The sequence below is a fragment of the Paeniglutamicibacter sp. ZC-3 genome (genome assembly GCF_025847175.2).
Taxonomy (GTDB): Bacteria; Actinomycetota; Actinomycetes; order Actinomycetales; family Micrococcaceae; genus Paeniglutamicibacter; species Paeniglutamicibacter sulfureus.
In genome coordinates, this window is record NZ_JAOYTG010000012.1 from 1 (window position 1) to 21,928 (window position 21,928).

The following is a 21,928-nucleotide window of genomic DNA, read 5'->3' on the forward strand; positions in this document are numbered from 1 at the left end:
TTACGGCGGTCATAGCGTGGGGGAAACGCCCGGTCCCATACCGAACCCGGAAGCTAAGACCCACTGCGCCGATGGTACTGCACTCGGGAGGGTGTGGGAGAGTAGGTCACCGCCGGACAACACGTCCCGAAACCCCCAAGCCCCACCGGCTTGGGGGTTTCGATGCTTAACCACCACACCCCCAAAAACCACGGCCCCCGGACACACACCCCCGGGGGCCGCACCCCGTTAAGGCACCCCCGGCCATCCACAGACACTGTGGATAGCCGGCCCTTATCCACAGCATCTGTGGAAAACATCGCGATCCTGGCTCGCCCCCAAGCACCAACGACCGCACACCGCCCTGATGCGGTCGTAGCGTCCACATGCCACCAGACCCAAGGCTGATGCGTTTCACCGCTGGAGTAACCGTGAAAAATGGTCTCAAATTCTCACTTCAGACGCGTACAGTGAATCGTTGAGACGTGGAACACGATGCGTATGCCCTGGTTGCTTCCCCGCGGTGCGGACGCGATTCTGCCCTACCGCTGAAACGGCCACGGTGTACGCGCGGATGAATGGATGGGACAGATATGAGCACAGATGCGTCAGTTGCTACCAACGCAGCAAAGCCGATGGCAAACGCGAACCACCGTGACAACAACGTGCGACCACAGGATGATCTGTATCGTCATGCCAATGGGGCTTGGCTATCTACTGCACAGATACCCGCGGATCAAGGTAGCTACGGCTCCTTCATGGCCCTGCGAGACGATTCCGAGGCAGCCGTGCGGGCAATCATTGAAAGCGCCCAAGATAACCGGATCGCTGCTGACGGGACCCCTGACGCACGCAAAGAGCGCATCGCGAACCTTTATGAAAGCTTCATGGACGAGGAGCGGATCGAAGCCAGTGGAGTCGAACCCATCCGGACCGATCTGTCATCCATTTATGCCACCACGTCGATTGCCGAACTTGTCACCCTCAGCGGATCGTTTTTCCGGCGAGGTGTGTCTGGTTTCATCCAGGCAGGTGCCAGTTCGGATGCCGGATCGCCGGAGCGAAATCTCCTCACCCTGATTCAGGGTGGACTTGGGCTGCCGGATGAGTCTTACTACCGCGAAGAGCAGTTCGCCGAACTCCTTGGCGAATACCGGGAGCACCTGGGGCGTTTGCTGGCACTTGGGGAAATCAAGGACACCGAGGCCGCAGCGCAGGACGTCGTCGCGTTGGAAATTGCGTTGGCTTCCCATCACTGGGACAGGGTCAAGTGCCGCGACGCCCAGGCGCGTTACAACCTGATGGATGCCTCGACTCTCCTTGAACACATTCCTTCTCTTTCCGAATGGCTTCGTGGCGCCGGCATCGAGGAAAAGTATTTCGCCGAGGTCGATGTCTGGCAGCCGAGCTATCTCACGGGGCTCGAGCAGGTGCTGAACAGCGAATCGCTGGCTTCATGGCAACACTGGCTGGCAGTGCAACTGATCCGATCCAACGCACCTTACTTGTCCAGCGCATTCGTCAACGAGAACTTCTCCTTCTATTCCGCGAAGCTTTCCGGAGTTCAGGAGCTTCGTGAGCGTTGGAAGCGAGGTGTGGCGTTCACCGAAGGAGCCGTCGGCGAGGACATCGGTCAGCTGTATGTAGCCGAGCATTTTCCAGAGCGCAGCAAGGACAAAATGGAAGCTCTGGTTGCCAACCTCATTGATGCCTACCGTCAGTCTATCGGGGAGCTGGAATGGATGAGCCCTGACACCAAGGACAAGGCGCTGGAGAAACTGTCCATGTTCCGGCCCAAGATCGGCTACCCGAACGAGTGGATCGACTACTCCGCCATTTCCACCCTGGCCGACAATGTGATTTCCAATATCGCAGCGGCAAACGAATTCGAGTTCCTGCGTGAACTTAAGAAGATTGACGACGGTGTGGACCGTGAGTTGTGGTTCATGTTCCCGCAAACCGTCAACGCCTACTACCACCCATTGTTGAATGAAATTGCCTTCCCTGCTGCAATCCTCCGCTCACCCTTCTTCGACGCCGACCGGGACGCCGCTTCCAACTATGGCGCCATAGGCGCGGTGATCGGGCACGAGATAGGACACGGCTTCGATGACCAAGGGTCCCAGTTTGACGGGACGGGCCAGTTGAAAAACTGGTGGACCGACGAGGACCGGGCAGCCTTTGAAAAGCTCACCGGCAAACTCGTCGACCAATACGAAGCGCTGGTACCGCTGGAAGCGCCGGAACACCACGTCAACGGAAAGCTCACCCTCGGTGAGAACATTGGGGACTTGGGCGGACTTGGCATTGCCTACACGGCCTACAAGCTGGATTTGGCTGCCCGCGGCGTGGCTGCTGACGAAGTTATAGATGGTTTGAACGGTGACCAGCGGTTCTTCTATTCCTGGGCCGAGTGCTGGCGTACGCTGACCCGCCCGGAGACCATGGTCACCCGCATCACCACTGACCCGCACTCACCCGGTGAGTTCCGTTGCAATCAGGTGCCCAAGAATATGGATGCGTTCCATGAAGCCTTCGATACCAAGCCCGGCGACGGCATGTGGATGGACCCCATGGATCGCGTCAGGATCTGGTAGTCAGGAATGCTTCCGTTGCCCCTTTCCAAGCGTGTGCAGGGGCAACGGAAGCGGTTTCGCCGCGATGCTGTAACGCGGCGACGTGGTCGCCGGTGTCATCTAGCAATGCCGCGAAGGCTGCCGGAACGGAGCCGTGAATGCCCCTGGTCGTTTCGAGGAATGTGGATCCTGGAACGACCTGATGGAGCTTGCGCGCCGTAGAACGAAAATATGCTGCGCTCTTGGCACCTGCCATGAAATGCGTATTACGCGGAAGAACCGCAAAGCTGTCTGCGGACTGCGGCTCTGCCAGAGTTGCCCGCAGTTCTCCCACCCCGATGGGAAACATGCTCCGGGCAAGCTCTCCGTCCTTGGTTGACTGGCCACGCCCACGACGGTCGTAGAAATCCACTGCCTAGGCGTCGCCCAGCTGAGCGCTGAGGGCAGCGGCGAATGGCCGAGGGATGAGCGCAGTATGGAGAGTACCTCCCATGGCTAGGATTCGGCGGTGGCCGGGAGCATGAGGGTTGCCCTAGGAATACAGGGCGAGTGAACCACCGTGGGGTGTTTGAAGAATGGCTTCTTCCCCGATCCCTTCATTCTATTCGGGGTTCGAAGAAGGCCTTGAGGTGTTGCTCCCCACCTCTCAGCCCGCACGCAGAATATTCGGACTAGAATTGGATATTGTGACTGCCGAAAAAACTGCCCCAGTAGCTAACCCCACCGAGACCAACGACCAGCGCCAGGTGCGCATGGACAAGCGTGCCGCTTTGTTGGCCCGTGGAGAAGAAGCCTATCCAGTGGGCGTTGCACGGACTCACTCGCTTCATGAGATCCGGGAGCAATTCCCGGACCTTGCCCCCGACACCGCCACGGGCTTCCAAGCCGGCATCGTCGGGCGCATTGTCTTCATGCGCAATACGGGCAAGCTTTGCTTCGCCACCTTGCAGGAGGGCGGCCCCGAAGGTACGGGTACCCGGCTCCAGGCCATGCTTTCTCTCGCCAACGTGGGCGAGGAAAGGCTCGCCGACTGGAAGGCCCTTGTGGACCTGGGTGACCACGTGCTGATCACCGGTGAGGTCATTGCTTCGCGCCGAGGCGAACTTTCGGTCATGGCAAGTGATTGGCAAATGGCTTCCAAGGCGCTGCGTCCACTGCCGGTGTTGCACGCGGACCTCAACGAGGAAACGCGCGTGCGCCAGCGCTATGCCGACCTGATCGTGCGCGATGAGGCACGGGAGATGGTTTACAAGCGCGCGGCAATCACGCGCGCGGTCCGCGACACTCTGCATGCCCGCGATTACGTCGAGGTTGAAACCCCGATGCTGCAGCTGATCCACGGTGGTGCCTCTGCTCGTCCGTTCGAGACGCATTTGAATGCCTTTGACCAGCCAATGACGTTGCGTATTGCCACCGAATTGTTCCTCAAGCGTGCAGTCGTCGGCGGCATTGACCGCGTCTTTGAATTGGGGCGGATCTTCCGCAACGAAGGCGTGGATTCCACGCACTCCCCGGAGTTCACGACCCTTGAATCCTACGAAGCCTATGCGGATCAATTCGTGATGGCCGACCGCATCAAGGAAATCATCCTCAATGCCGCCGATGCCGTTGGCGCCGGCCGCCAAATCGAAACTTCCAAGGGCACCATCAACCTTGATGGCGAATGGGCATGGTTGGGCGTCTATCCCGGACTTTCCGAAGCCGTGGGCCAAGAAATTACCCCCGACACCGACGTCGAAACCCTGCGAGCAGTTGCCGAAAAGCATGGCGTGAAAGTCGACCCAAAGTGGGAATCTCAAAAGCTGGTCATTGAATTGTTTGGCGAAATCGTTGAACCGACCCTTATCGACCCGACCTTCGTCTACGACTATCCGCCGGCTGCGCAGCCGCTGGCCCGCCCGCACCGCAGCACGCCGGGAATTATCGAAGCTTGGGATCTGGTCATTGGAGGGATGGAACGGGGAACCGCGTTCTCCGAGCTGATCGACCCCGTGATCCAGCGAGAACGACTGACCGCGCAGTCCCGTATGGCTGCCGACGGCGACGACGAAGCCATGCAGCTGGACGAGGACTTCCTGCGTGCGCTCGAATACGGAGCCCCGCCGATGGGTGGCATTGGGTTGGGTATTGACCGACTGGTCATGCTCTTCGCAGACACTGGAATTCGAGAAACGATCCTCTTCCCACTGCTAAAGCCGGAGGCCTAATATGCCATATATTGAGGAACTTCTTCCAACTATTGTTGTTGCGCTCGTGTTTTGGTTTGTCATTCGTGCCGTATCCAATGTGGATCGCAGTGAGCGTGCTGCAGAAGCCAAAGCGGACGAACAAATCAATATAACGGCGCATCAAGAGGACAACAAAAGCCCGAAAGCTGATAATTAGCCCAATATCTGAATTCCCACTTGCTGGATGATCCGTTGTTATGATTATGTTATGGGTACACACAAGGGCACAAACCGTTAATGTGTTCATGTGAATTCCCACCACAGCAAGGAGAAGCTAATGGCGCGTCAAGTCCAAATTGCATTGATTGATGATATTGATGGTTCCGAGGCGGTCGAATCTATCGTATTCGGTATCGGCGGTCAGCATTATGAAATCGACCTCAACGAGGAACATGCCGCGGCATTCCGCGAGGCTTTCAAGCCGTACATCAAGGTCGCACGCACCTCGAAGCAGTTCACTCCGAAGGAAGCCCCGGCCATCCGTGCTTGGGCCAAGGAGAACAACGTCAAGGTCAACGCCCGCGGACGCCTGCAGGCCGATGTCATCTCCGCCTACCATGCAGCCCAGGCGAAGAAATCGCGTTCCAAGTCCAAGTAGAACTTTCGACTTCTGATATTTCTGGGGAGCCTGCGGGCTCCCGCCGCTGTGGGGGTAGGCAATAAACGTCGGGGGATCGGATCCATTCAAATGGGTCAGGTCCCCCGAGTTTGTTTAATGCGAAGAAGAACGCCGAGGGTGAACAATGTTATCCCTTGGGCGAACATCCAACACGAGCCCTAATTTGATGCGTAGCATCGAAATACGTGTTAGCTAGGAGTGTGCCGCATGTTTGAGAGATTTACCGACCGTGCCCGTCGCGTTGTCGTGCTTGCCCAAGAAGAGGCGCGCATGCTCAACCACAACTACATCGGAACCGAGCACGTATTGCTCGGCCTCATCCATGAAGGCGAGGGAGTAGCGGCCAAGGCCCTTGAGTCGCTGAACATATCCCTTGGTGCCGTGCGTGAGCAGGTCCAAGAGATTATCGGACAGGGCCAGCAGGCTCCTTCCGGCCATATCCCCTTTACGCCCCGCGCCAAGAAGGTTCTCGAGCTCTCGCTGCGCGAAGCGCTGCAGCTGGGGCACAACTACATTGGCACGGAGCATATCCTGCTCGGCCTGATTCGCGAGGGCGAGGGCGTTGCCGCCCAGGTCCTGGTGAAGCTCGGTGCCGACCTGTCTCGCGTGCGCCAGCAAGTCATCCAGCTGCTCTCCGGCTACCAGGGCGGCAAGGAAACCGCCGGTGCCGGTGTTAGCTCCGGTGGACAGAGCGAGGGCACTCCTGCCGGTTCGGCCGTGCTCGACCAGTTTGGCCGCAACCTCACGACCGCTGCCCGCGAGGGCAAGCTTGACCCGGTTATTGGCCGGGAGTTCGAGATGGAACGCGTCATGCAGGTTCTCTCGCGCCGCACCAAGAACAACCCGGTGCTCATCGGTGAACCCGGTGTCGGCAAGACTGCAGTCGTCGAGGGCTTGGCCCAGGCGATCGTGCGCGGAGATGTGCCGGAAACCATCAAGGACAAGCAGCTTTACACCCTTGACCTCGGGTCCCTGGTTGCCGGTTCGCGTTACCGCGGTGACTTCGAGGAACGCCTGAAGAAGGTCCTCAAGGAAATCCGCACCCGCGGCGATATCATCCTCTTTATCGACGAGATCCATACCCTTGTCGGTGCCGGTGCGGCCGAAGGCGCAATCGACGCTGCCTCGATCCTCAAGCCGATGCTTGCCCGTGGAGAACTCCAGACCATCGGTGCAACCACGCTTGACGAATACCGCAAGCACATCGAAAAGGACGCGGCCCTCGAACGCCGGTTCCAGCCGATCCAGGTCAAGGAACCCTCGGTGGAGCACACTACGCAGATCCTGCGTGGATTGCGCGACCGTTACGAGGCCCATCACCGCGTCTCGATTACCGACGGTGCCCTGTCCGCGGCCGCCGAGCTGGCACACCGCTACATCTCGGACCGCTTCCTTCCCGACAAGGCCATCGACCTGATCGATGAGGCCGGCGCGCGACTTCGCATCCGCCGCATGACCGCCCCTCCGGCGCTCAAGCTCATGGACGAGGAAATCGCCACGGTTCGCTTGGAGAAGGAAGCCGCCATCGACGCGCAGGACTTCGAGGGTGCCGCCTCGCTGCGCGACAAGGAAGGCAAGCTCCAGGAAGCCCGTGCGGAGAAGGAGAAGGCCTGGAAGAACGGCGAACTCGACGAGATCGCCGAGGTCGATGCCGACCTGATCGCCGAGGTCCTGGCCAACTCCACCGGCATCCCGGTGGTCAAGCTGACCGAGGAAGAGTCCACGCGACTGCTGAACATGGAAGACGAGCTGCACAAGCGGGTCATCGGCCAGGATGAGGCAATCAAGGCGATCTCCCAGGCCATACGGCGCACCCGTGCCGGGTTGAAGGACCCGAACCGCCCAGGCGGCTCGTTCATCTTCGCCGGCCCCACCGGCGTCGGCAAGACCGAGCTGGCCAAGGCGCTCGCGGAATTCCTCTTCGGCGAGGAAGACGCGCTGATCACCCTGGACATGTCCGAGTACTCGGAGAAGCACACGGTCTCCCGTCTCTTCGGTGCCCCTCCGGGCTATGTCGGCTACGAGGAGGGCGGCCAGCTCACCGAGAAGGTCCGCCGCCGCCCGTTCTCCGTCGTGCTCTTCGACGAGGTCGAGAAGGCCCACGCGGACCTGTTCAACTCGTTGCTGCAGATCCTGGAAGACGGCCGCCTGACCGATTCCCAGGGCCGCGTGGTGGACTTCAAGAACACCGTGATCATCATGACCACGAACCTTGGCACCCGCGACATCTCCAAGGGCGTGATGACCGGTTTCCAGTCGTCCGCGGACACCAAGACCGGCTACAACCGGATGCAGGCGAAGGTCCAGGAAGAGCTGCGCCAGCACTTCCGCCCCGAGTTCCTGAACCGTGTTGACGACGTTGTGGTCTTCCCGCAGCTGACACAGGACGAGATCGTGGAGATCGTGGACCTGTTCCTCGGCCGCCTGAAGAAGCGCCTGGTCGACAGGAACATGACCATCGAGCTGTCGCAGGCCGCCCGCGTCCTGCTGGCGACCCGCGGTTACGACCCGGCCATGGGCGCCCGTCCGTTGCGCCGCACCATGCAGCGCGACATCGAGGACCAGCTTTCGGAGAAGATCCTCTTCGGCGAATTGGTTCCCGGCCAGCACATCAAGGTCGACGTCGAGGGCGAAGGCGACGACGCGACATTCACCTTCCACGGCGAAGGCGAGACCCCGCAAATCGAGGGCGAGTCCGCCCCGATCGCCATCGAAGGCTAGAAGGACCAAGCAAAAAACGCCTGGGGCAGGCATCCGCAAGGATGCCGACCCCAGGCGTTTTTGCGTCAACGGACCTCGGGGCCTGCTACACAATTCACGATGGGCGCCAACGCCGGGCATAGGATACAAGAATGGAATCCTTTACCGTCAGGCGTGCGAAGACCAGCGATGTAAAGAGCATCCGCAACCTCGTCAGGCCGCTGGCTGAGGACCGGGTGCTGCTCGAAAAGGAAGCTGTCGCCTACTACGAAAACCTGCAGGAATTCTTCGTTGCCGAGGACGCCGAGGGCAATGTCATCGGCTGCGGGGGACTGCACGTCATGTGGGAGGACATCGCCGAGGTCCGCACCCTGGCCAGCGATGCTGCCTGGCGTGGCCACGGCGTGGGACACCGACTGCTGGCGAAATTGCTCAACGAGGCGCGCGAGCTGGGCGTCTCACGGGTGTTCTGCCTGACTTTCGAGGTCGATTTCTTCCTGCGCAACGGGTTCACGGTGATGGCCGAGCAGAGCGCCGTCGACCCGGAGGTCTACTCCGAGCTCCTGCGTTCCACCGACGAGGGCGTGGCCGAGTTCCTGGATCTCGCGCGGGTCAAGCCCAATACGCTGGGCAACACCCGGATGATCACCCACCTCTAGCCGGATCGGCACCGGGATCCCGGGCTCCCCTAGCGCGGCAGGGCTATGCCCGCGGGGGATTGCTGGGCCAACCCGTCGGCCAAGAGGGAGGCCAGGGCGCGTTCACGCTGTTCGGCCGGTGCGTCCAGCGCATGCAACCCGACCCAGGCCCGGTGCTCGTCGTCGGCCTCACGGGCCGGATTCAGTGGCCGTGCTTCCGCGGCAGCTGCTGCCAGGTCGACGGTGCCTAGCAGGTCTCTGCGCTGGACCGGGGCCGTGGAATGGCGGAGCACCGCCATCATGGCCCCACGCACCTGCCTGTCGGTTCCGTGCCACGGTTGGCCCTTGGACTTGTAATGCGGCTCGGGGCGCCCGGCGGCGATCCAGGCGCACTGGTTGACGACAGGGCAGTCCTCGCAACGCGGGGAGCGCGCCGTGCACACCAACGCACCGAGCTCCATCACCGCGATGTTCCAGTCGTTGGCCAATGCAGTGCCGTCGTCGTTGCCCTCCCCGGCCTGAGGCAGCAGTCGTGCGGCCAGCGCGAGTTCCGCGGCGTTCTGGCTTTGCTCGGGCAACGCCTTGCCACTGACCAGCCGGGCATGGACGCGGCGGATGTTGGTGTCCACCACCACCGTGGGGACCTTGAAGGCGAAACAGGCGATGGCTGCTGCCGTGTAGGTGCCGACGCCGGGCAGTGCCAGCAATTCGGCCTCGGTCCCCGGGACCTTCCCGCCGTGTTCGTTGGTGATGACGACTGCGGCGGCATGCAGTCGCAGTGCACGGCGCGGATATCCCAGGCGCCCCCAGGCCCGCACGGCTTCGGCGACCGGCTCTGCCGCCAGCGCCGCGGGTGTGGGCCAGCGCTGCATCCAGGCTTCCCAGACCGGGCGCACGCGCACCACGGGGGTCTGTTGCAGCATGAACTCGGAAACCATCACGGCCCACGGGCTGGCCGCGGAGCCGCGCCAAGGCAGCTCGCGGGCGTTGGCTGAATACCACGCGGTGATGTCGTGATGGATTTTCTCCAGGGCGGGGTGGGGCACGGCGGGGGCGATCCTTTGGACTTCGGGGCAAATGCTGGCGATATCACTCTATCTGGCGGCGTGGGAGTCGACGGCTGGACGCTTGGCTTCGTAGCCTTGAAGTATGGCACAAAAGCAGGTCCGTTCCACCCGCCCCTCCGCACGGGTATATCGGCGTCGTCGACTCGCGGTGCTGATCAGCACGCTCGTACTCGTCGGGCTTTTGGCGTGGGCGGGCGTCGGCATCGCCTCCCTGCTGCGACCTGCGGCCCCGGCAGAGAGCACGGCGGATCCCGCGGCGACCGCGCCAGGAGCGGCTTCCTCGCAGCCATCGGGTGTTCCCTCCCCGGAACCTTCCGAGCCTAACGGCTGCCTCGATGAGGAGGTGGTCGTTTCCGCGTCAACCGCCCAGACCACGCACGGGCCCGCGGATGATCCGGTGCTGGTGATGACCATCAAGAACGCGGGGACGGCCGACTGCATGGTCAATGTGGGAACCAGCCAGCAGGAGTTTTCCGTCACGAGCGGGGCGGACCGGATTTTTTCCACCTCTGATTGTGTGGAGGATCCCACCGACACCGAGATCACTATCAAGCCGGGTGCCAGTGAAACCGCGCGCTTCACCTGGACCCGGGTGCGCAGCGCCCCGGGGTGCAAGTTCGTGGCGGCCAAGCCGCGACCGGGAACCTACGGCTTCACCGCGAAACTGGGGGACGTGAGCAGCGAGACCGCGAGGTTCGAGCTGCGATAGCCGCCCTCGCCCTGCCCCGCTCAGGTGGTTTTCTAGATGAAGCGGTCCAGCAGGGATGATTCAGCGACGCGGGACAGGCCCTCGCGGACCGTGCGGGCACGCTGGTCCCCGATCCCGTCCACCGCCATCAGGTCCTCGATATTGGCGGCCATCAGGCGCTGCAAACCGCCGAAGTTATTGACGAGCCGGTCGGCCACTGCCCGGGGAACCGACGTGATGCCTGCCAGCAGCCGGTGGCCCTTGGGCGTGACAACCGCGTCGAGCGAGTCGATGCCGGGGCTGATTCCCAGGATCGCAGCGAACTTCCCCAGGTCGATCAGGTCCGTGGAGTCGAGGTTCTGCAGCTTCTTCAGCGCCGCCTCGATGTCGAGCTCCTTGCCGCCCAGGGTCGAATAGTCCTTCAGCAGCAGGTCGGCACCGGGGCCGAGCCCGGCCGAGAGTTCGTCGAGCTGCAACGCCAACAGTCGTCCGTCAGCACCCAGCTCGAGCACGTACTGGGCGATCTCCTCGGAGATGCGCCTGACCATTTCCTGGCGCTGCAGCACCGCCGCGACATCGCGGACGGTGACGACTGCCTCGATCTCCGCAGCGGACAGCGCGCTGGTGACCTGGTCCAGCCGCGAGCGGTAGCGCTCCAGCGTGGCAAGGGCCTGGTTTCCGCGGGCGAGCACCGGCTCGGAGCCCTCGAGCAGGTAGCGGATGCCTTGGACGTACAGGGCGATGATGTGCATCGACTGCGAGACCGAGACGACCGGGAAGCCGGTCTGGATGGCGACGCGCTCGGCGGTGCGGTGGCGGGTCCCCGACTCCTGGGTGGGGATCGAGTGGTCCGGGACCAGCTGCACGCCGGCGCGCAGGATGTTTGAACCGTCCTTGTCGCAGACGATGGCCCCGTCCATCTTGGCAAGTTCGCGCAGGCGGGTGGGGGAGAAGGCGATGTTGATGTCGAAGCCACCGGAGCAGATCGAGTCCACGACCCTGTCGTGCCCCAGCACGATCAGTGCGCCGGTGCGGCCGCGCAGGATCCGTTCGAGGCCGTCGCGCAGCTCCGTTCCGGGTGCAACACGGGCCAGGGTGGCGCGCAGCGCATCTTCGGGGCTTTTCGACATGGGCCGGTTCCTTCCAAGGGGGTGACTACTACCTATGGTATGGCCAAGGCGGACCCACCAAGCCCGGAAATGCACCCCAGTGAGCGACTTCGGCACCCTTTTGTTACCGAAAGAACATGGATTACCCGGTTTTGACGCGTTGCTCGAAGGCGATGTCCAGTGCCTCGTGCACCGAGGAAACGGTGAAGACGCGGATCGAATCGGGGATGTTCTTGGGAGGCTGCGGGGAGGCCGGCACCATGGCGTAGCGGAAGCCGAGCCGCTCGGCCTCGATGATCCGGCGGCCGATCTCCGGAACGGGGCGCACCTCGCCGGCCAGACCGACCTCTCCGAACGCCACGAACTGCGGTGGCAGCGGATGGTTGTGCATGGAAGAGGCAAGCGCCAGGGCCGTGGCGAGGTCGGTGGCCGGTTCGCTGAGCTTGACCCCGCCCACGGTGGCCACGTAGGAATCAAGCCCGCCCAATTCCATCCGGGCGCGCGACTGGAGCACGGCCAGGATCATCTGGGTGCGCGCCGCATCCAGGCCACTGGTGGCCCGGCGCGGGATGGCGCTGGTGGCCCTCGAGAGCAGGGTCTGTACCTCGGCGACCAGCGGGCGGCGTCCCTCGAGGGTGACGGTGATGCAGGTTCCGGGCACCGGATCCTTGGTGCGGGTGACAAAGAGCCCGGAGGGATCGGCCAGCCCCTCGATGCCGCCCTCGGTCAGGTCGAAGCAGCCGACCTCGTCGGTGGGGCCGTAGCGGTTCTTCAGCGCGCGCAGCAGGCGCAGGCGGGAATGGCGCTCGCCGTCGAACTGGCACACTACGTCCACGAGGTGCTCGAGCAGCCGGGGCCCGGCGATCGAGCCGTCCTTGGTGACGTGTCCAACCAGGATGGTGGTCATGTTCCGGCGCTTGGCGGCGTTGATGAGGGAGGCCGCCACCTCGCGTACCTGCGAGATGCCGCCGGCGGTGCCGTCGACCTCGGAGGAGGCCAGGGTCTGCACGGAGTCGATGATCAGCAACTCCGGGTCGATCTTTTCCACCTGGCCCAGCGCGATGCCCAAATCGGTCTCGGCGGTGAGGTAGAGCGTGGTGGCCATGGCGTCGATGCGTTCGGCCCTGACCTTGACCTGGGCGGCGGATTCCTCGCCGGTGATGTACAGGACCTTGCGGTCCGAGCGGGCGGCGCGCGCCGCAACGTCGAGCAGCAGCGTGGACTTGCCCACTCCGGGTTCCCCGGCCAGCAGGATGACGGCTCCCGGGACCAGCCCGCCGCCGAGCACCCTGTCAAGTTCCTCCACGCCGCTGGAGCGGTAGGAAGCTGCGGAGGCATCGACGTCGCCGATGGGCTGGGCCGGGACAGCGATGCTGGTGGCGGCGGTGGTCTTTGCCGAGACGGCGCCCATTTCCTCCACCGTGCCCCAGGCCTGGCATTCGCCGCAGCGCCCCACCCATTTCACGGTGCTCCACCCGCATTCCGCGCAGCGGTAACCGGGGGTGGATTTGGTGCGGGTGCTCTTGGCCATGCCTTTGATGCTAGCTTGCGGTGCCCACGCTTTGGGTGCGTGGCAGCCGGGTTACGCTACAGGCGCGGCAACAACGCCACTGCTTCCTCGTGGCTGGTGCCGGTGGCCTCGAGGAGGTCAATCACCAGCGGGCGCAGCAGCAGCACCATGCCTTCACCTTGCAGGCCGCTGACCTGGAGGGCCGCGGGATCCAGCCGGGCTGCGCATTCAGCAAGCTCGCGTCGGGCCCGACCCACAGCCCTTCGGTATCCGGACTCCTTGGTCTCCAACACTGCGTAGCCAAGGGCGTTGACCGCCTCGGACAGTTCGGTCAACAAGCCCGCCACGGACTCGACCCCCTGGTCGGTCAGGGAGCCCTGGGTGATCACGGTGGTCAGCCTCCTAGCCAGGACCCGGGAGTTGCGCACGGCCAGATCGGTCTTTTCCGCCGCAACCTTCAACCGGTCAAGGTCGGAGCGGTGTCGGCGGTGTGCCGGGGCCAGGGTGGCCACCTCGCGGGCCATGTTCAGGGCCGCGGGCAGGGAATCCAGGAGCTGCTGGGTTCCGCGGGCGCGGACCAGTGCGTGGAATGCCAGGGTGGTGTCGGAGGCGCTGACGGCGCGCCCGCATTCGTGCAGGATGCCGGCGAGCTCGCCCAAAAGCTTGCCCAGCTCGGCAGTGGGGGTGCGGCGCGGGTCGCGGGGAAAAACCATCATGATCAACAGGCCGCACAGCGAACCGATGACCGCGTCGATTGAACGGCTGAACGGTCCCGCGGCACCGATGGGCAGAAGGACCACCAGCACCGATTGCAGTCCCAGCTGGGTGGAGAAAATGGGGCCGGAATCCAGGAACCTGGCGATCACCAGCGACAGGAAAAGGACCAGGGCCGCCTGCCACAGGCCGCTTCCCAGAAGCGTCAGCAACAAGTCTCCGACAGCCACGCCCAGGGTGCAGCCAATGGCGACCTCCATCGAGCGGCGCACCGTGGTGGCGGTGCCGAATCCCAGCACCAGCAGCCCGCTGGTCGCGGCAAAGATCGGGTCCACGTGGCCCAGGAGTTGCTCGGCGATCCAGTAGGCCAGCACCGCGGAGACGGTCATCTGGATGATCTTGGGGAACGATGTCCCCACGCGGCGCACACCCACGCGGTTGCGGCGCATGACGAACGTCCACGCGCCGCCGGCCGATGATCCGATACCCATGGACAACAGTCTGTCATGGCGCGCAAATACCACTGGCAAGTATGAATCGTGACGCGAAACACTGGGGCATGCCGGCCTTGTTCACCTTGCGTTCACCTTCGTCGGAAGTGCTGGTTACTTCCGGGGCCTAGTTTCGTATTGAAGCGATGTGCCGGTGTGCGCATCCTTGGGAAAGACCAGGACGACACGGTTCGTCATTGACAGGCATGTGAAAGAGGATAACTCGTGAAGCTTCATCGCATTGGCAGCGCGGCTGCAGTTCTTACCGTGGCAGCACTTGCCCTGACCGCTTGCGGTTCGGACAGCCCGACGGCCACGGCCGGAACCGGCGACGCCGGCAACTCGTCCGCAGGGGCAGTCTCCGGCACGTTGACCGGTAGCGGTGCTTCCTCGCAGAAGTCCGCCATGGAAGCCTGGAAGGCTGGCTTCGAGCAGGCCAACGCCGGCACCATGGTCCAGTACTCCCCGGATGGCTCCGGCGCCGGCCGCAAGGCCTTCCTGGCCGGAGGCGCGCAGTTCGCAGGCTCGGATGCCTACCTGAAGGACGAGGAAGTCGAATCCTCGAAGGAAATCTGCGGCCCCGAGGGCGCATTCAACGTCCCGGCCTACGTTTCCCCGATCGCCGTTGCCTTCAACCTTCCGGGCGTTGAGACCCTGAACCTCGATGCAGCCACCATCGCAAAGATCTTCAAGCTGGAAATCACCAAGTGGAATGATCCGGCCATCGCCGCGACCAATGAAGGCGTGGAGCTTCCGGACACCGCGATCACCGTGGTGCACCGCAATGACGAGTCGGGCACCACCGAGAACTTTGTCGACTACCTCGCGGCCGCCGCGAAGGACGTCTGGGACTACGAAGTCTCCGGCGACTGGCCCAAGGACCTCGCCAGCGAGAACGCCAAGGGCACCTCCGGCGTCGTGGCAACCACCACCGCCACCGAGGGTGCAATCACCTACGCGGACTTCTCCGCCGTTGGCAAGCTCGGCACCGTCAACGTGAAGGTCGGCGACGAGTTCACCGAGATTTCCCCCGAGGCAGCAGCCAAGGGCGTCGAGGCAGCCACCCCGGTCGAAGGCCGCGGCGCACTGGACATGTCCCTGGACCTGAAGCGCGACACCACCGAATCGGGTTCCTACCCGATCATCCTGGTCTCGTACCACGTGTTCTGCTCCACCTACAAGGACCAGGCCACGGTTGACCTCGTCAAGAGCTTCGGCGAATACGTACTCTCCGAGGAAGGCCAGAAGCAGGCTGCAGGCTCCGCCGGCAACGCCCCGCTGTCCGCCAAGATGAGCGAAGCCGCCATCAAGGCTGTCGACTCGATCAAGGTCGCGTCCTAACTTTGCACCCAGGCCTTCGGGGGAATATCGATGACTTTTCTTCGATATTCCCCCGAAGGCGCAGTAGCATCTGATTTGACCCCTCCATATCCCAGCGCGAACGGCCGTATGATCCCCCTTGCCGCTCGCTCAACTCCCTAAGGCTCACCCATATGACTACCAACGCGCTACGGCGCAGCGGATCCAAGGGACAGGCCGGAGACAAGATCTTCTCCGGAGCCGCGCTAGGCGCGGGCATCCTGATCCTCGTAACCCTCCTTGCGGTAGCGGTCTTCCTGCTTATCCAGGCGCTGCCCACCTTCACCGCCGACCCGACACTCGTCAGTGGCGGCGAAGGTTTCTTCAGCTACATCTATCCGATTGTCATCGGCACCGTGATCGCAGCGGCCATCGCCCTGCTCATCGCCACTCCGGTCGGCATCGCCGTTGCATTGTTCATCTCCCACTACGCCCCGCGCAAGCTGGCGGCGGGCCTTGGTTACGTCATCGACCTGCTGGCAGCCATCCCGTCGGTGATCTACGGCGCCTGGGGCTACCTGGTGCTGGCCCCGGCGCTGGTCCCCAGCTTCCAATGGCTGACCGCGAACCTCGGCTTCATCCCGATCTTTGAAGGCCCCGCCTCGCAGACCGGCAAGACCATCCTCACGGCCGGCATCGTGCTGGCAGTGATGGTGCTTCCCATCATCACCTCGCTGAGCCGCGAGATCTTCCTGCAGACCCCCAAGCTGCACGAGGAAGCCGCCCTGGCATTGGGCGCCACGCGCTGGGAAATGATCACCATGTCGGTGCTTCCCTTCGCCCGCCCCGGAATCATCTCGGCCGTCATGCTCGGCCTGGGCCGTGCACTGGGCGAGACCATGGCCGTGGCCCTGGTGCTCTCCACCGGCAGCCTGATCCCATCGCTGATCAAGTCCGGCAACCAGACGATTGCCGCCGAGATCGCCCTGAACTTCCCCGAGGCCTTCGGCCTGCGCCTCTCCGAGCTGATTGCGGCCGGCCTGGTGCTGTTCGTGATCACCCTGGTGGTCAACTTGATCGCCCGGGCAATCATCGCCCGCCACAAGGAATTCTCGGGAGCCAACTGATGAACACCGTTACCGCCAACAAGCTCCCCAACGATTCGCGCCAGCAGCCGGGCAAGCCTCCGGTTGCCCGCAAGCGAAACTCCCTGTCCAAGGGCCACCTGCCGCGCTGGGCCATCCCGGGCATTGCCGTGGGCGCACTGATCCTCGGCGCCGCGGCTTCCACCCTCGGTGGATTCTCCGTGGCAAGCTTCGCCATTTACACCGCAGTCATCTTCGTGGTGGCCTCCAGCGTCATCACCACCCTGGTGGAGGGGGCGCGCCGCGGCCGGAACGCCCTGGCCACCTACCTGGTCTATGCAGCCTTCCTGGTCGCGCTCATCCCGCTGGCTTCCGTGCTGTTCACGGTGCTGCAGAAGGGGCTGCCGGGCATCAACACCCACTTCCTGTTCCACTCCATGAACGGAATCACCGGCGCGGCCGACAACGCCAGCGTCGAAAACGGCACCCCGGTTCTCGGCGGCGCCTACCACGCGGTGATCGGCACGCTGCTGATCACGCTCTGGTCCACCCTGATCTCCGTTCCGGTGGGCATGCTGACCGCAATCTACCTTGTCGAGTACGGCAAGAACGGCCCGCTCGCCCGGGGCATCACCTTCTTCGTCGACGTGATGACCGGCATTCCCTCGATCGTCGCCGGTCTCTTCGCCACCGCGCTCTTCGCGGTGATCATGGGCCCCACCGCTCGCATGGGCATCGTTGCCGCCGTCGCCTTGAGCGTGCTGATGATCCCCACGGTGGTCCGCTCCACCGAGGAAATGCTCAAGATCGTCCCGAACGAGTTGCGCGAGGCGGCCTACGCGCTGGGTGTGCGCAAATGGCGCACCATTGCCAAGGTCGTCATCCCGACGGCAATCTCCGGCATCGCCTCCGGCGTGACCCTGGCCATCGCCCGCGTCATCGGCGAGACCGCACCGATCCTGGTCACCGCCGGTCTGGCGAACAACATCAACGTGAACGTCTTTGGCAACTGGATGGCCACGCTGCCGACGTTCATCTACTACCAGATCCTCACCCCGACCTCGCCGACCAACGTGGATCCCTCGATCCAGCGTGCCTGGGCTGCCGCACTGTTGCTGATCGCCATGGTCATGGTGCTCAACCTCGGCGCACGCCTGATCGCCGGCCTGTTCGCCCCCAAGAAGGGCCGTTGAGCCTCAAAGGCTCCGGACCCTCAGACACACAAACTTCCTAAGGAAAAAACACATGTCTAAGCGCATCGACGTCAAGGACCTCAACGTCTACTACTCCAGCTTCCTGGCCGTGGAAGACGTCAGCATCGAAATTGAAGCCAAGTCGGTGACCGCCTTCATCGGTCCCTCCGGCTGCGGCAAGTCCACCTTCCTGCGTACGCTAAACCGCATGCACGAGGTCATCCCCGGTGGCCGCGTCGAGGGCGAGGTACTCCTGGACGGGGACAACCTCTACGAAACCGGTGTCGACCCGGTCACCGTCCGCAGCCAGATCGGCATGGTCTTCCAGCGTCCCAACCCGTTCCCGACCATGTCCATCAGGGACAACGTGCTCGCCGGGGTGAAGCTGAACAACAAGAAGATCTCCCGCTCGGATGCCGATGGCCTGGTCGAGAAGTCGCTGCGCGGCGCCAACCTCTGGAACGAGGTCAAGGACCGCCTGGACAAGCCAGGCTCCGGGCTTTCCGGCGGCCAGCAGCAGCGCCTGTGCATCGCCCGCACCATCGCGGTGAAGCCGGAGGTGATCCTCATGGACGAGCCGTGCTCCGCCCTGGACCCGATCTCGACCCTCGCGATCGAGGACCTGATCAACGAGCTGAAGAACGACTACACCGTGGTGATCGTGACCCACAACATGCAGCAGGCCGCGCGCGTGAGCGACAAGACCGCGTTCTTCAACATCGCCGGCACCGGCAAGCCCGGCAAGCTGATTGAGTACGCCGAGACCACCACGATCTTCTCCAACCCCGGGGTCAAGGCCACCGAAGACTACGTCTCGGGCCGCTTCGGATAATTCCTGACTGCACTCGCCGCAGAAAAATTCGCCCGGGACCGAACAGGTCCTGCGGCGGTACCGGAAGGGGGATCTTCCGGGGATCCCTGGAGGGGGATCGCAACGGCGGAACCACGCGCATGAGTCTTGCGCGGGGTTCCGCCGTTGCCTTGTTTAACGCCCGGGGGAGCCATCGCTGATCGGGGGCCCGCGAGGATGCACGTGGAGCCCGACAGCGCGACCCGGGGAATGGGACCACCCGGCCGCACCGGAGGCATCGGGGGTGCCGCCGAAGCCTTGTGGCGGGGGCAGTGGCGCTTGTGCCGGCGCCAATGGCCGGAGGCGCTCGGAGGCGCCCCCCGGGCCCGGTGCAGGGGGCCAGGCGTCGAGGGTGGATCCGGTCAGGACGAAGCGGGCAAGAGCCGCCTAATAATCAGCTGACCAACGGATGAATGGCCAGGCTTAGGATGCCGCCGAGCAGCGAGCAGACTACGGGGGTGGCCACCCAGTGCCGCAGTACGCGCTTTACCTGCCGCCAGGTAACGGACTCGAACCGCTGGTTGGTGCCCGCCCCGACGATCGAGCTGGTCACCGCTTGGGTGGTGGAAATGGGCAGGTGGATCAGCATGGCACCCAGGAAGAGCATTGCGGCGGAGACCGATTGGGCCACCATGCCGCGCAGCGGGTCCAGGTTGACCAGGCGGTAGGCAAGGGTATGGGCGATGCGCCAGCCGCCAAAGAGGACCCCTGCCGCCAGGGCGGAAGCGCCCAGCAGCTGGGGGCCGAGCATGATGGTTCCGGGCTGCGCGGCGCCCGCCGTCACCAGGGCCAAGGTCAACATGGCGCCGGTGCGCTGGCCGTCCTGCAATCCGTTGCCCAGGGCCACCGCACACGCCGAGATGGACTGCCCCGCGCGGGATGCCCCGCTGACGTCGGACGCGGTGGAATGGCGCACCAGCCAGGTGGCGGGGATGACCAGGACGTATGACACGACGAAGGCAAAGACGGGAGTGAAGAGCAGTGGCAGCAGAACTCCGCCGGCAAGCATTCGCCAGGCGTCGTGCACCCCGTCGTCGCCCAGCAGGGCAGACGCGCCGCCCGCGCCGGCAAGGGCGGAAACCAGGGAATGCGTCGAAGACACCGGAAGTCCGCGCCACCAGCAATACAACGCCCAGGCGCCGCCCGCGAGCAATGCGGACAGCAGCAGTGCCAGCCCGGGAACCCCGCTCGGGACGTTCAGCTCGACGGCCGAAATCAGGTAGACCCCGAAAGAGGTGGAGAGCATGGTGCCAAGAAAGGTGAAGAACGCAGCCACCAGCACCGCATAGTTGGGGGTCAAAGCGCGGTTGCGCACGGCGACTGCGATTGAGTTCGAGGCATCGCGGAACCCGTTGAGGAACGCGAAGGCGCAGGTGAACAACAGCACCACGAACATCATGAAGGATTGGCCGGTAACCACGCCCGACTCAGGATTCCTTGACCAGGACGCGTCCCAAGTGGTCGGCCACGGCTCGCAGGGATTGGGAACAGGAGTGGAGCTGGTCAGCGACCGAACGGTGGCGAATGATGGTGCCTGCCTTGTTCAGTTCCCCGATCTCACCCAGCCACGTTTGGTGCGTTCGGTGCGCGCGCTTGGAAATGCGCACCAAATCAAGCCAAACGTCTTCCAGGTCGTCCAGTCGCTGGAGCTTGCCCAATGCCTCGGTGGTGAGCTCGGTCTGGCGGCCAATCAGTTCAAGCTGCTCGGCCGCACGATGTGAGAGGTGTCGCTTGCCCAGGTGCGCAATGAGGATGCCGCCTCCGCTGAGTTGCTCGACGGCCTCATGGAGCAGCCGCGAAAAAGTGTAAACGTCTTCGCGCGGCAACGGGTTGACGTAGCTGGTGCGCAAATGCGTCAGCACCGCGTAGTGCAGGTCGGTGGCCCTGGCTTCGGACGCGTCCAGCGCATCAAGCTGCACGGCGCGGTCTTCGCTGGAGCCCAGCATTTCGGAAAGAACCCCAACGCATAGGTTGACTTCGGAGGCCAGGTCGCGAAGAAGCCCAAGGCCGCGCATGTCCGAAGGGAACAATCTAAATTTCACGAGGAAACCACCGGATGGAAAGGAAAAAGCGGGACTCTGCCCAGTTTACGCATCCAAGGTGAACAAGCCCGCCCGGGGCGGTGTGAAGTGCGTCCCCGTGCCAGGGCGGGGAGTGAAGTTGGCGGTGCCGAACCGGGAGCGCCTCTCGGCGGAAGGCCGCTCGTAGCGGCTGAAAGTTGGAGCCCGGGGCTGCCGCGGTCCGGCACCGTGATTCCAGTTTTCTAGGAAACCGGCCCTCCTGTCAACACGCCGGCGCAGTATTCGCGCTCGGCGTGAAGGAACTCTCAGTCCAGTTCCCCGCGCCTCCAGGATGCGGCGGCGGCTTCCAAGTCCTCGGCGGTCTTCAACAGGGCATGGGCGCGACCGGTCATCAAGGCGGCGCGCTCCGGGTGCGAAAAATCGGCCGCATCCGCCTGTTCGGCTTGCCCCAGGGCTATGACCCGGCAGTACGCCGCGGTGCGTTCCAGGGCCACATCGAACTCGCCGTCAAAGGCGCCGGTGAGGATGGAGCTGGTCATGTTGCACAGTTCCTCGGCCCCTGGCGGTTCCGCGGCTCCTGCAACCACACGCGAGACCTGGGCCTGGCGGGCGCCGGCGGCGAAGAACGAGGCCATGGCCTCGGGATTGTTGACGGTTGCGGCGCGGATTGCGTACAGCCGCCACAGGGCGCCGGGAAGCGAGCGGGCGGGGGCCTTGGACCAAAGCTCGGCAATGACCTCCAGGCCTTCGTCCTCGGCGAGCCGCACCAGGCGCTCCCGGATCTCCGGATCGTCATTGAGTTTTCCTGCCTGCACCAATGCGTGGGCGGAGAGGTGCGCTGCCTCGGACACGCGCGCCGGATCGGCACCGCCCTCGAAGGGATCGAAATCCATGGGAGCGAACGGTTTGGGTTTGTGGTGCCGGAATGTGGTTGCCGGGGGAGTCAATGCTGGGTGGCCCTTCATGGGCTCGAGGATACTCTGCCCAGCTGGATACTTGCTCATCTCCGGGATGGGTGAGCCGTCGGGAGGGAGTCTGCGTGCCGGCAGGCTGGCAGCAGGAAAGCCCGCGGCGGGGCAAGCCCTGCGAACCCCACGTGTTCGGACACCAGTTGATTCCAGCAAGCTTGTCCAAGCGGGGCCGGATTATCCGCTAATATGG

General features: G+C 63.6%; 18 protein-coding genes and 1 rRNA gene. 12 read left to right on the forward strand and 7 right to left on the reverse strand.

Going from position 1 to position 21,928, the window contains the following annotated elements:
- Position 1: 1 nt before the first annotated feature.
- The 7 genes from rrf (at position 2) to OIU93_RS12915 (ending at position 8,761) form a co-directional block, all read left to right on the forward strand.
- A 5S ribosomal RNA gene (rrf, locus tag OIU93_RS12885) occupies positions 2 to 118 on the forward strand.
- Between the two features lie 454 nt (positions 119 to 572).
- Positions 573 to 2,576 (forward strand): M13 family metallopeptidase, encoded by a 2,004-nt coding sequence (locus tag OIU93_RS12890; RefSeq protein ID WP_264270481.1) that lies wholly within the window; start codon positions 573 to 575, stop codon positions 2,574 to 2,576.
- A gap of 662 nt (positions 2,577 to 3,238) precedes the next feature.
- Entirely contained in the window at positions 3,239 to 4,762 is a 1,524-nt protein-coding gene (gene lysS, locus OIU93_RS12895; RefSeq protein ID WP_372342931.1) for a lysine--tRNA ligase, read from the forward strand.
- A 1-nt stretch (position 4,763) separates the two neighbouring features.
- On the forward strand, positions 4,764 to 4,940 hold the full coding sequence (locus OIU93_RS12900) for a hypothetical protein (protein WP_264270482.1): 177 nt from the start codon (positions 4,764 to 4,766) through the stop codon (positions 4,938 to 4,940).
- 90 nt (positions 4,941 to 5,030) lie between these two features.
- Complete coding sequence (locus OIU93_RS12905; RefSeq protein WP_372342926.1) at positions 5,031 to 5,381, forward strand: Lsr2 family protein; 351 nt, start codon at positions 5,031 to 5,033, stop codon at positions 5,379 to 5,381.
- Positions 5,382 to 5,609: 228 nt separating this feature from the next.
- Positions 5,610 to 8,123 carry an ATP-dependent Clp protease ATP-binding subunit gene (locus OIU93_RS12910; RefSeq protein WP_264270483.1) on the forward strand — a complete coding sequence of 838 codons (2,514 nt, stop codon included), beginning with the start codon at positions 5,610 to 5,612 and terminating at the stop codon, positions 8,121 to 8,123.
- 131 nt (positions 8,124 to 8,254) lie between these two features.
- Positions 8,255 to 8,761 (forward strand): amino-acid N-acetyltransferase, encoded by a 507-nt coding sequence (locus tag OIU93_RS12915; protein WP_264270484.1) that lies wholly within the window; start codon positions 8,255 to 8,257, stop codon positions 8,759 to 8,761.
- 29 nt (positions 8,762 to 8,790) lie between these two features.
- Here the strand turns inward: OIU93_RS12915 and OIU93_RS12920 are convergent, their stop codons facing one another.
- Positions 8,791 to 9,786: an A/G-specific adenine glycosylase gene (locus OIU93_RS12920; RefSeq protein WP_264270485.1), complete on the reverse strand. Its 996-nt coding sequence runs from the start codon at positions 9,784 to 9,786 to the stop codon at positions 8,791 to 8,793.
- A gap of 103 nt (positions 9,787 to 9,889) precedes the next feature.
- Between OIU93_RS12920 and OIU93_RS12925 the strand changes: the two genes are divergently transcribed.
- Complete coding sequence (locus OIU93_RS12925; RefSeq protein WP_264270486.1) at positions 9,890 to 10,516, forward strand: hypothetical protein; 627 nt, start codon at positions 9,890 to 9,892, stop codon at positions 10,514 to 10,516.
- A gap of 32 nt (positions 10,517 to 10,548) precedes the next feature.
- Here OIU93_RS12925 and disA read toward each other — a convergent pair whose 3' ends face one another.
- The 3 genes from disA to OIU93_RS12940 all read right to left on the reverse strand — a co-directional run bounded on the left by disA (position 10,549) and on the right by OIU93_RS12940 (position 14,319).
- The gene (disA, locus tag OIU93_RS12930) at positions 10,549 to 11,625 is read right to left on the reverse strand and encodes a DNA integrity scanning diadenylate cyclase DisA (RefSeq protein ID WP_264270487.1); all 1,077 of its coding nucleotides are present in this window, start codon (positions 11,623 to 11,625) and stop codon (positions 10,549 to 10,551) included.
- A gap of 121 nt (positions 11,626 to 11,746) precedes the next feature.
- A complete protein-coding gene (gene radA / locus OIU93_RS12935; RefSeq protein ID WP_264270488.1) occupies positions 11,747 to 13,135 on the reverse strand; it encodes a DNA repair protein RadA in 1,389 nt (462 codons plus the stop codon).
- Positions 13,136 to 13,191: 56 nt separating this feature from the next.
- The gene (locus tag OIU93_RS12940; protein WP_264270489.1) at positions 13,192 to 14,319 is read right to left on the reverse strand and encodes an aromatic acid exporter family protein; all 1,128 of its coding nucleotides are present in this window, start codon (positions 14,317 to 14,319) and stop codon (positions 13,192 to 13,194) included.
- Positions 14,320 to 14,544: 225 nt separating this feature from the next.
- Between OIU93_RS12940 and pstS the strand changes: the two genes are divergently transcribed.
- The 4 genes from pstS to pstB all read left to right on the forward strand — a co-directional run bounded on the left by pstS (position 14,545) and on the right by pstB (position 18,728).
- Positions 14,545 to 15,660 (forward strand): phosphate ABC transporter substrate-binding protein PstS, encoded by a 1,116-nt coding sequence (gene pstS / locus OIU93_RS12945; RefSeq protein WP_264270490.1) that lies wholly within the window; start codon positions 14,545 to 14,547, stop codon positions 15,658 to 15,660.
- 152 nt (positions 15,661 to 15,812) lie between these two features.
- On the forward strand, positions 15,813 to 16,745 hold the full coding sequence (pstC, locus tag OIU93_RS12950; protein WP_264270491.1) for a phosphate ABC transporter permease subunit PstC: 933 nt from the start codon (positions 15,813 to 15,815) through the stop codon (positions 16,743 to 16,745).
- Complete coding sequence (pstA, locus tag OIU93_RS12955) at positions 16,745 to 17,896, forward strand: phosphate ABC transporter permease PstA (RefSeq protein WP_264270492.1); 1,152 nt, start codon at positions 16,745 to 16,747, stop codon at positions 17,894 to 17,896. The genes pstC and pstA overlap by 1 nt, the downstream gene beginning before the upstream one ends.
- Positions 17,897 to 17,948: 52 nt before the next feature.
- On the forward strand, positions 17,949 to 18,728 hold the full coding sequence (gene pstB / locus OIU93_RS12960; RefSeq protein ID WP_264270493.1) for a phosphate ABC transporter ATP-binding protein PstB: 780 nt from the start codon (positions 17,949 to 17,951) through the stop codon (positions 18,726 to 18,728).
- Positions 18,729 to 19,140: 412 nt separating this feature from the next.
- Here pstB and OIU93_RS12965 read toward each other — a convergent pair whose 3' ends face one another.
- The 3 genes from OIU93_RS12965 to OIU93_RS12975 all read right to left on the reverse strand — a co-directional run bounded on the left by OIU93_RS12965 (position 19,141) and on the right by OIU93_RS12975 (position 21,732).
- Positions 19,141 to 20,166, reverse strand: coding sequence for an inorganic phosphate transporter (locus OIU93_RS12965; RefSeq protein ID WP_264270494.1), 1,026 nt, complete (start codon positions 20,164 to 20,166; stop codon positions 19,141 to 19,143).
- 7 nt (positions 20,167 to 20,173) lie between these two features.
- On the reverse strand, positions 20,174 to 20,788 hold the full coding sequence (locus OIU93_RS12970) for a hypothetical protein (protein WP_264270495.1): 615 nt from the start codon (positions 20,786 to 20,788) through the stop codon (positions 20,174 to 20,176).
- 284 nt (positions 20,789 to 21,072) lie between these two features.
- A complete protein-coding gene (locus OIU93_RS12975; RefSeq protein WP_264270496.1) occupies positions 21,073 to 21,732 on the reverse strand; it encodes a hypothetical protein in 660 nt (219 codons plus the stop codon).
- Positions 21,733 to 21,928 lie beyond the last annotated feature (196 nt).

Excerpts from the sequence above, each read along its gene's own strand:
- OIU93_RS12890 (WP_264270481.1), top strand. The coding sequence starts at position 573 with ATGAGCACAGATGCGTCAGTTGCTACCAACGCAGCAAAGCCGATGGCA.
- OIU93_RS12900 (WP_264270482.1), top strand. The coding sequence starts at position 4,764 with ATGCCATATATTGAGGAACTTCTTCCAACTATTGTTGTTGCGCTCGTG.
- OIU93_RS12910 (WP_264270483.1), top strand. The coding sequence starts at position 5,610 with ATGTTTGAGAGATTTACCGACCGTGCCCGTCGCGTTGTCGTGCTTGCC.
- OIU93_RS12915 (WP_264270484.1), top strand. The coding sequence starts at position 8,255 with ATGGAATCCTTTACCGTCAGGCGTGCGAAGACCAGCGATGTAAAGAGC.
- OIU93_RS12925 (WP_264270486.1), top strand. The coding sequence starts at position 9,890 with ATGGCACAAAAGCAGGTCCGTTCCACCCGCCCCTCCGCACGGGTATAT.
- disA (WP_264270487.1), bottom strand. The coding sequence starts at position 11,625 with ATGTCGAAAAGCCCCGAAGATGCGCTGCGCGCCACCCTGGCCCGTGTT.
- radA (WP_264270488.1), bottom strand. The coding sequence starts at position 13,135 with ATGGCCAAGAGCACCCGCACCAAATCCACCCCCGGTTACCGCTGCGCG.
- OIU93_RS12940 (WP_264270489.1), bottom strand. The coding sequence starts at position 14,319 with ATGGGTATCGGATCATCGGCCGGCGGCGCGTGGACGTTCGTCATGCGC.
- pstC (WP_264270491.1), top strand. The coding sequence starts at position 15,813 with ATGACTACCAACGCGCTACGGCGCAGCGGATCCAAGGGACAGGCCGGA.
- pstA (WP_264270492.1), top strand. The coding sequence starts at position 16,745 with ATGAACACCGTTACCGCCAACAAGCTCCCCAACGATTCGCGCCAGCAG.
- pstB (WP_264270493.1), top strand. The coding sequence starts at position 17,949 with ATGTCTAAGCGCATCGACGTCAAGGACCTCAACGTCTACTACTCCAGC.
- OIU93_RS12975 (WP_264270496.1), bottom strand. The coding sequence starts at position 21,732 with ATGAAGGGCCACCCAGCATTGACTCCCCCGGCAACCACATTCCGGCAC.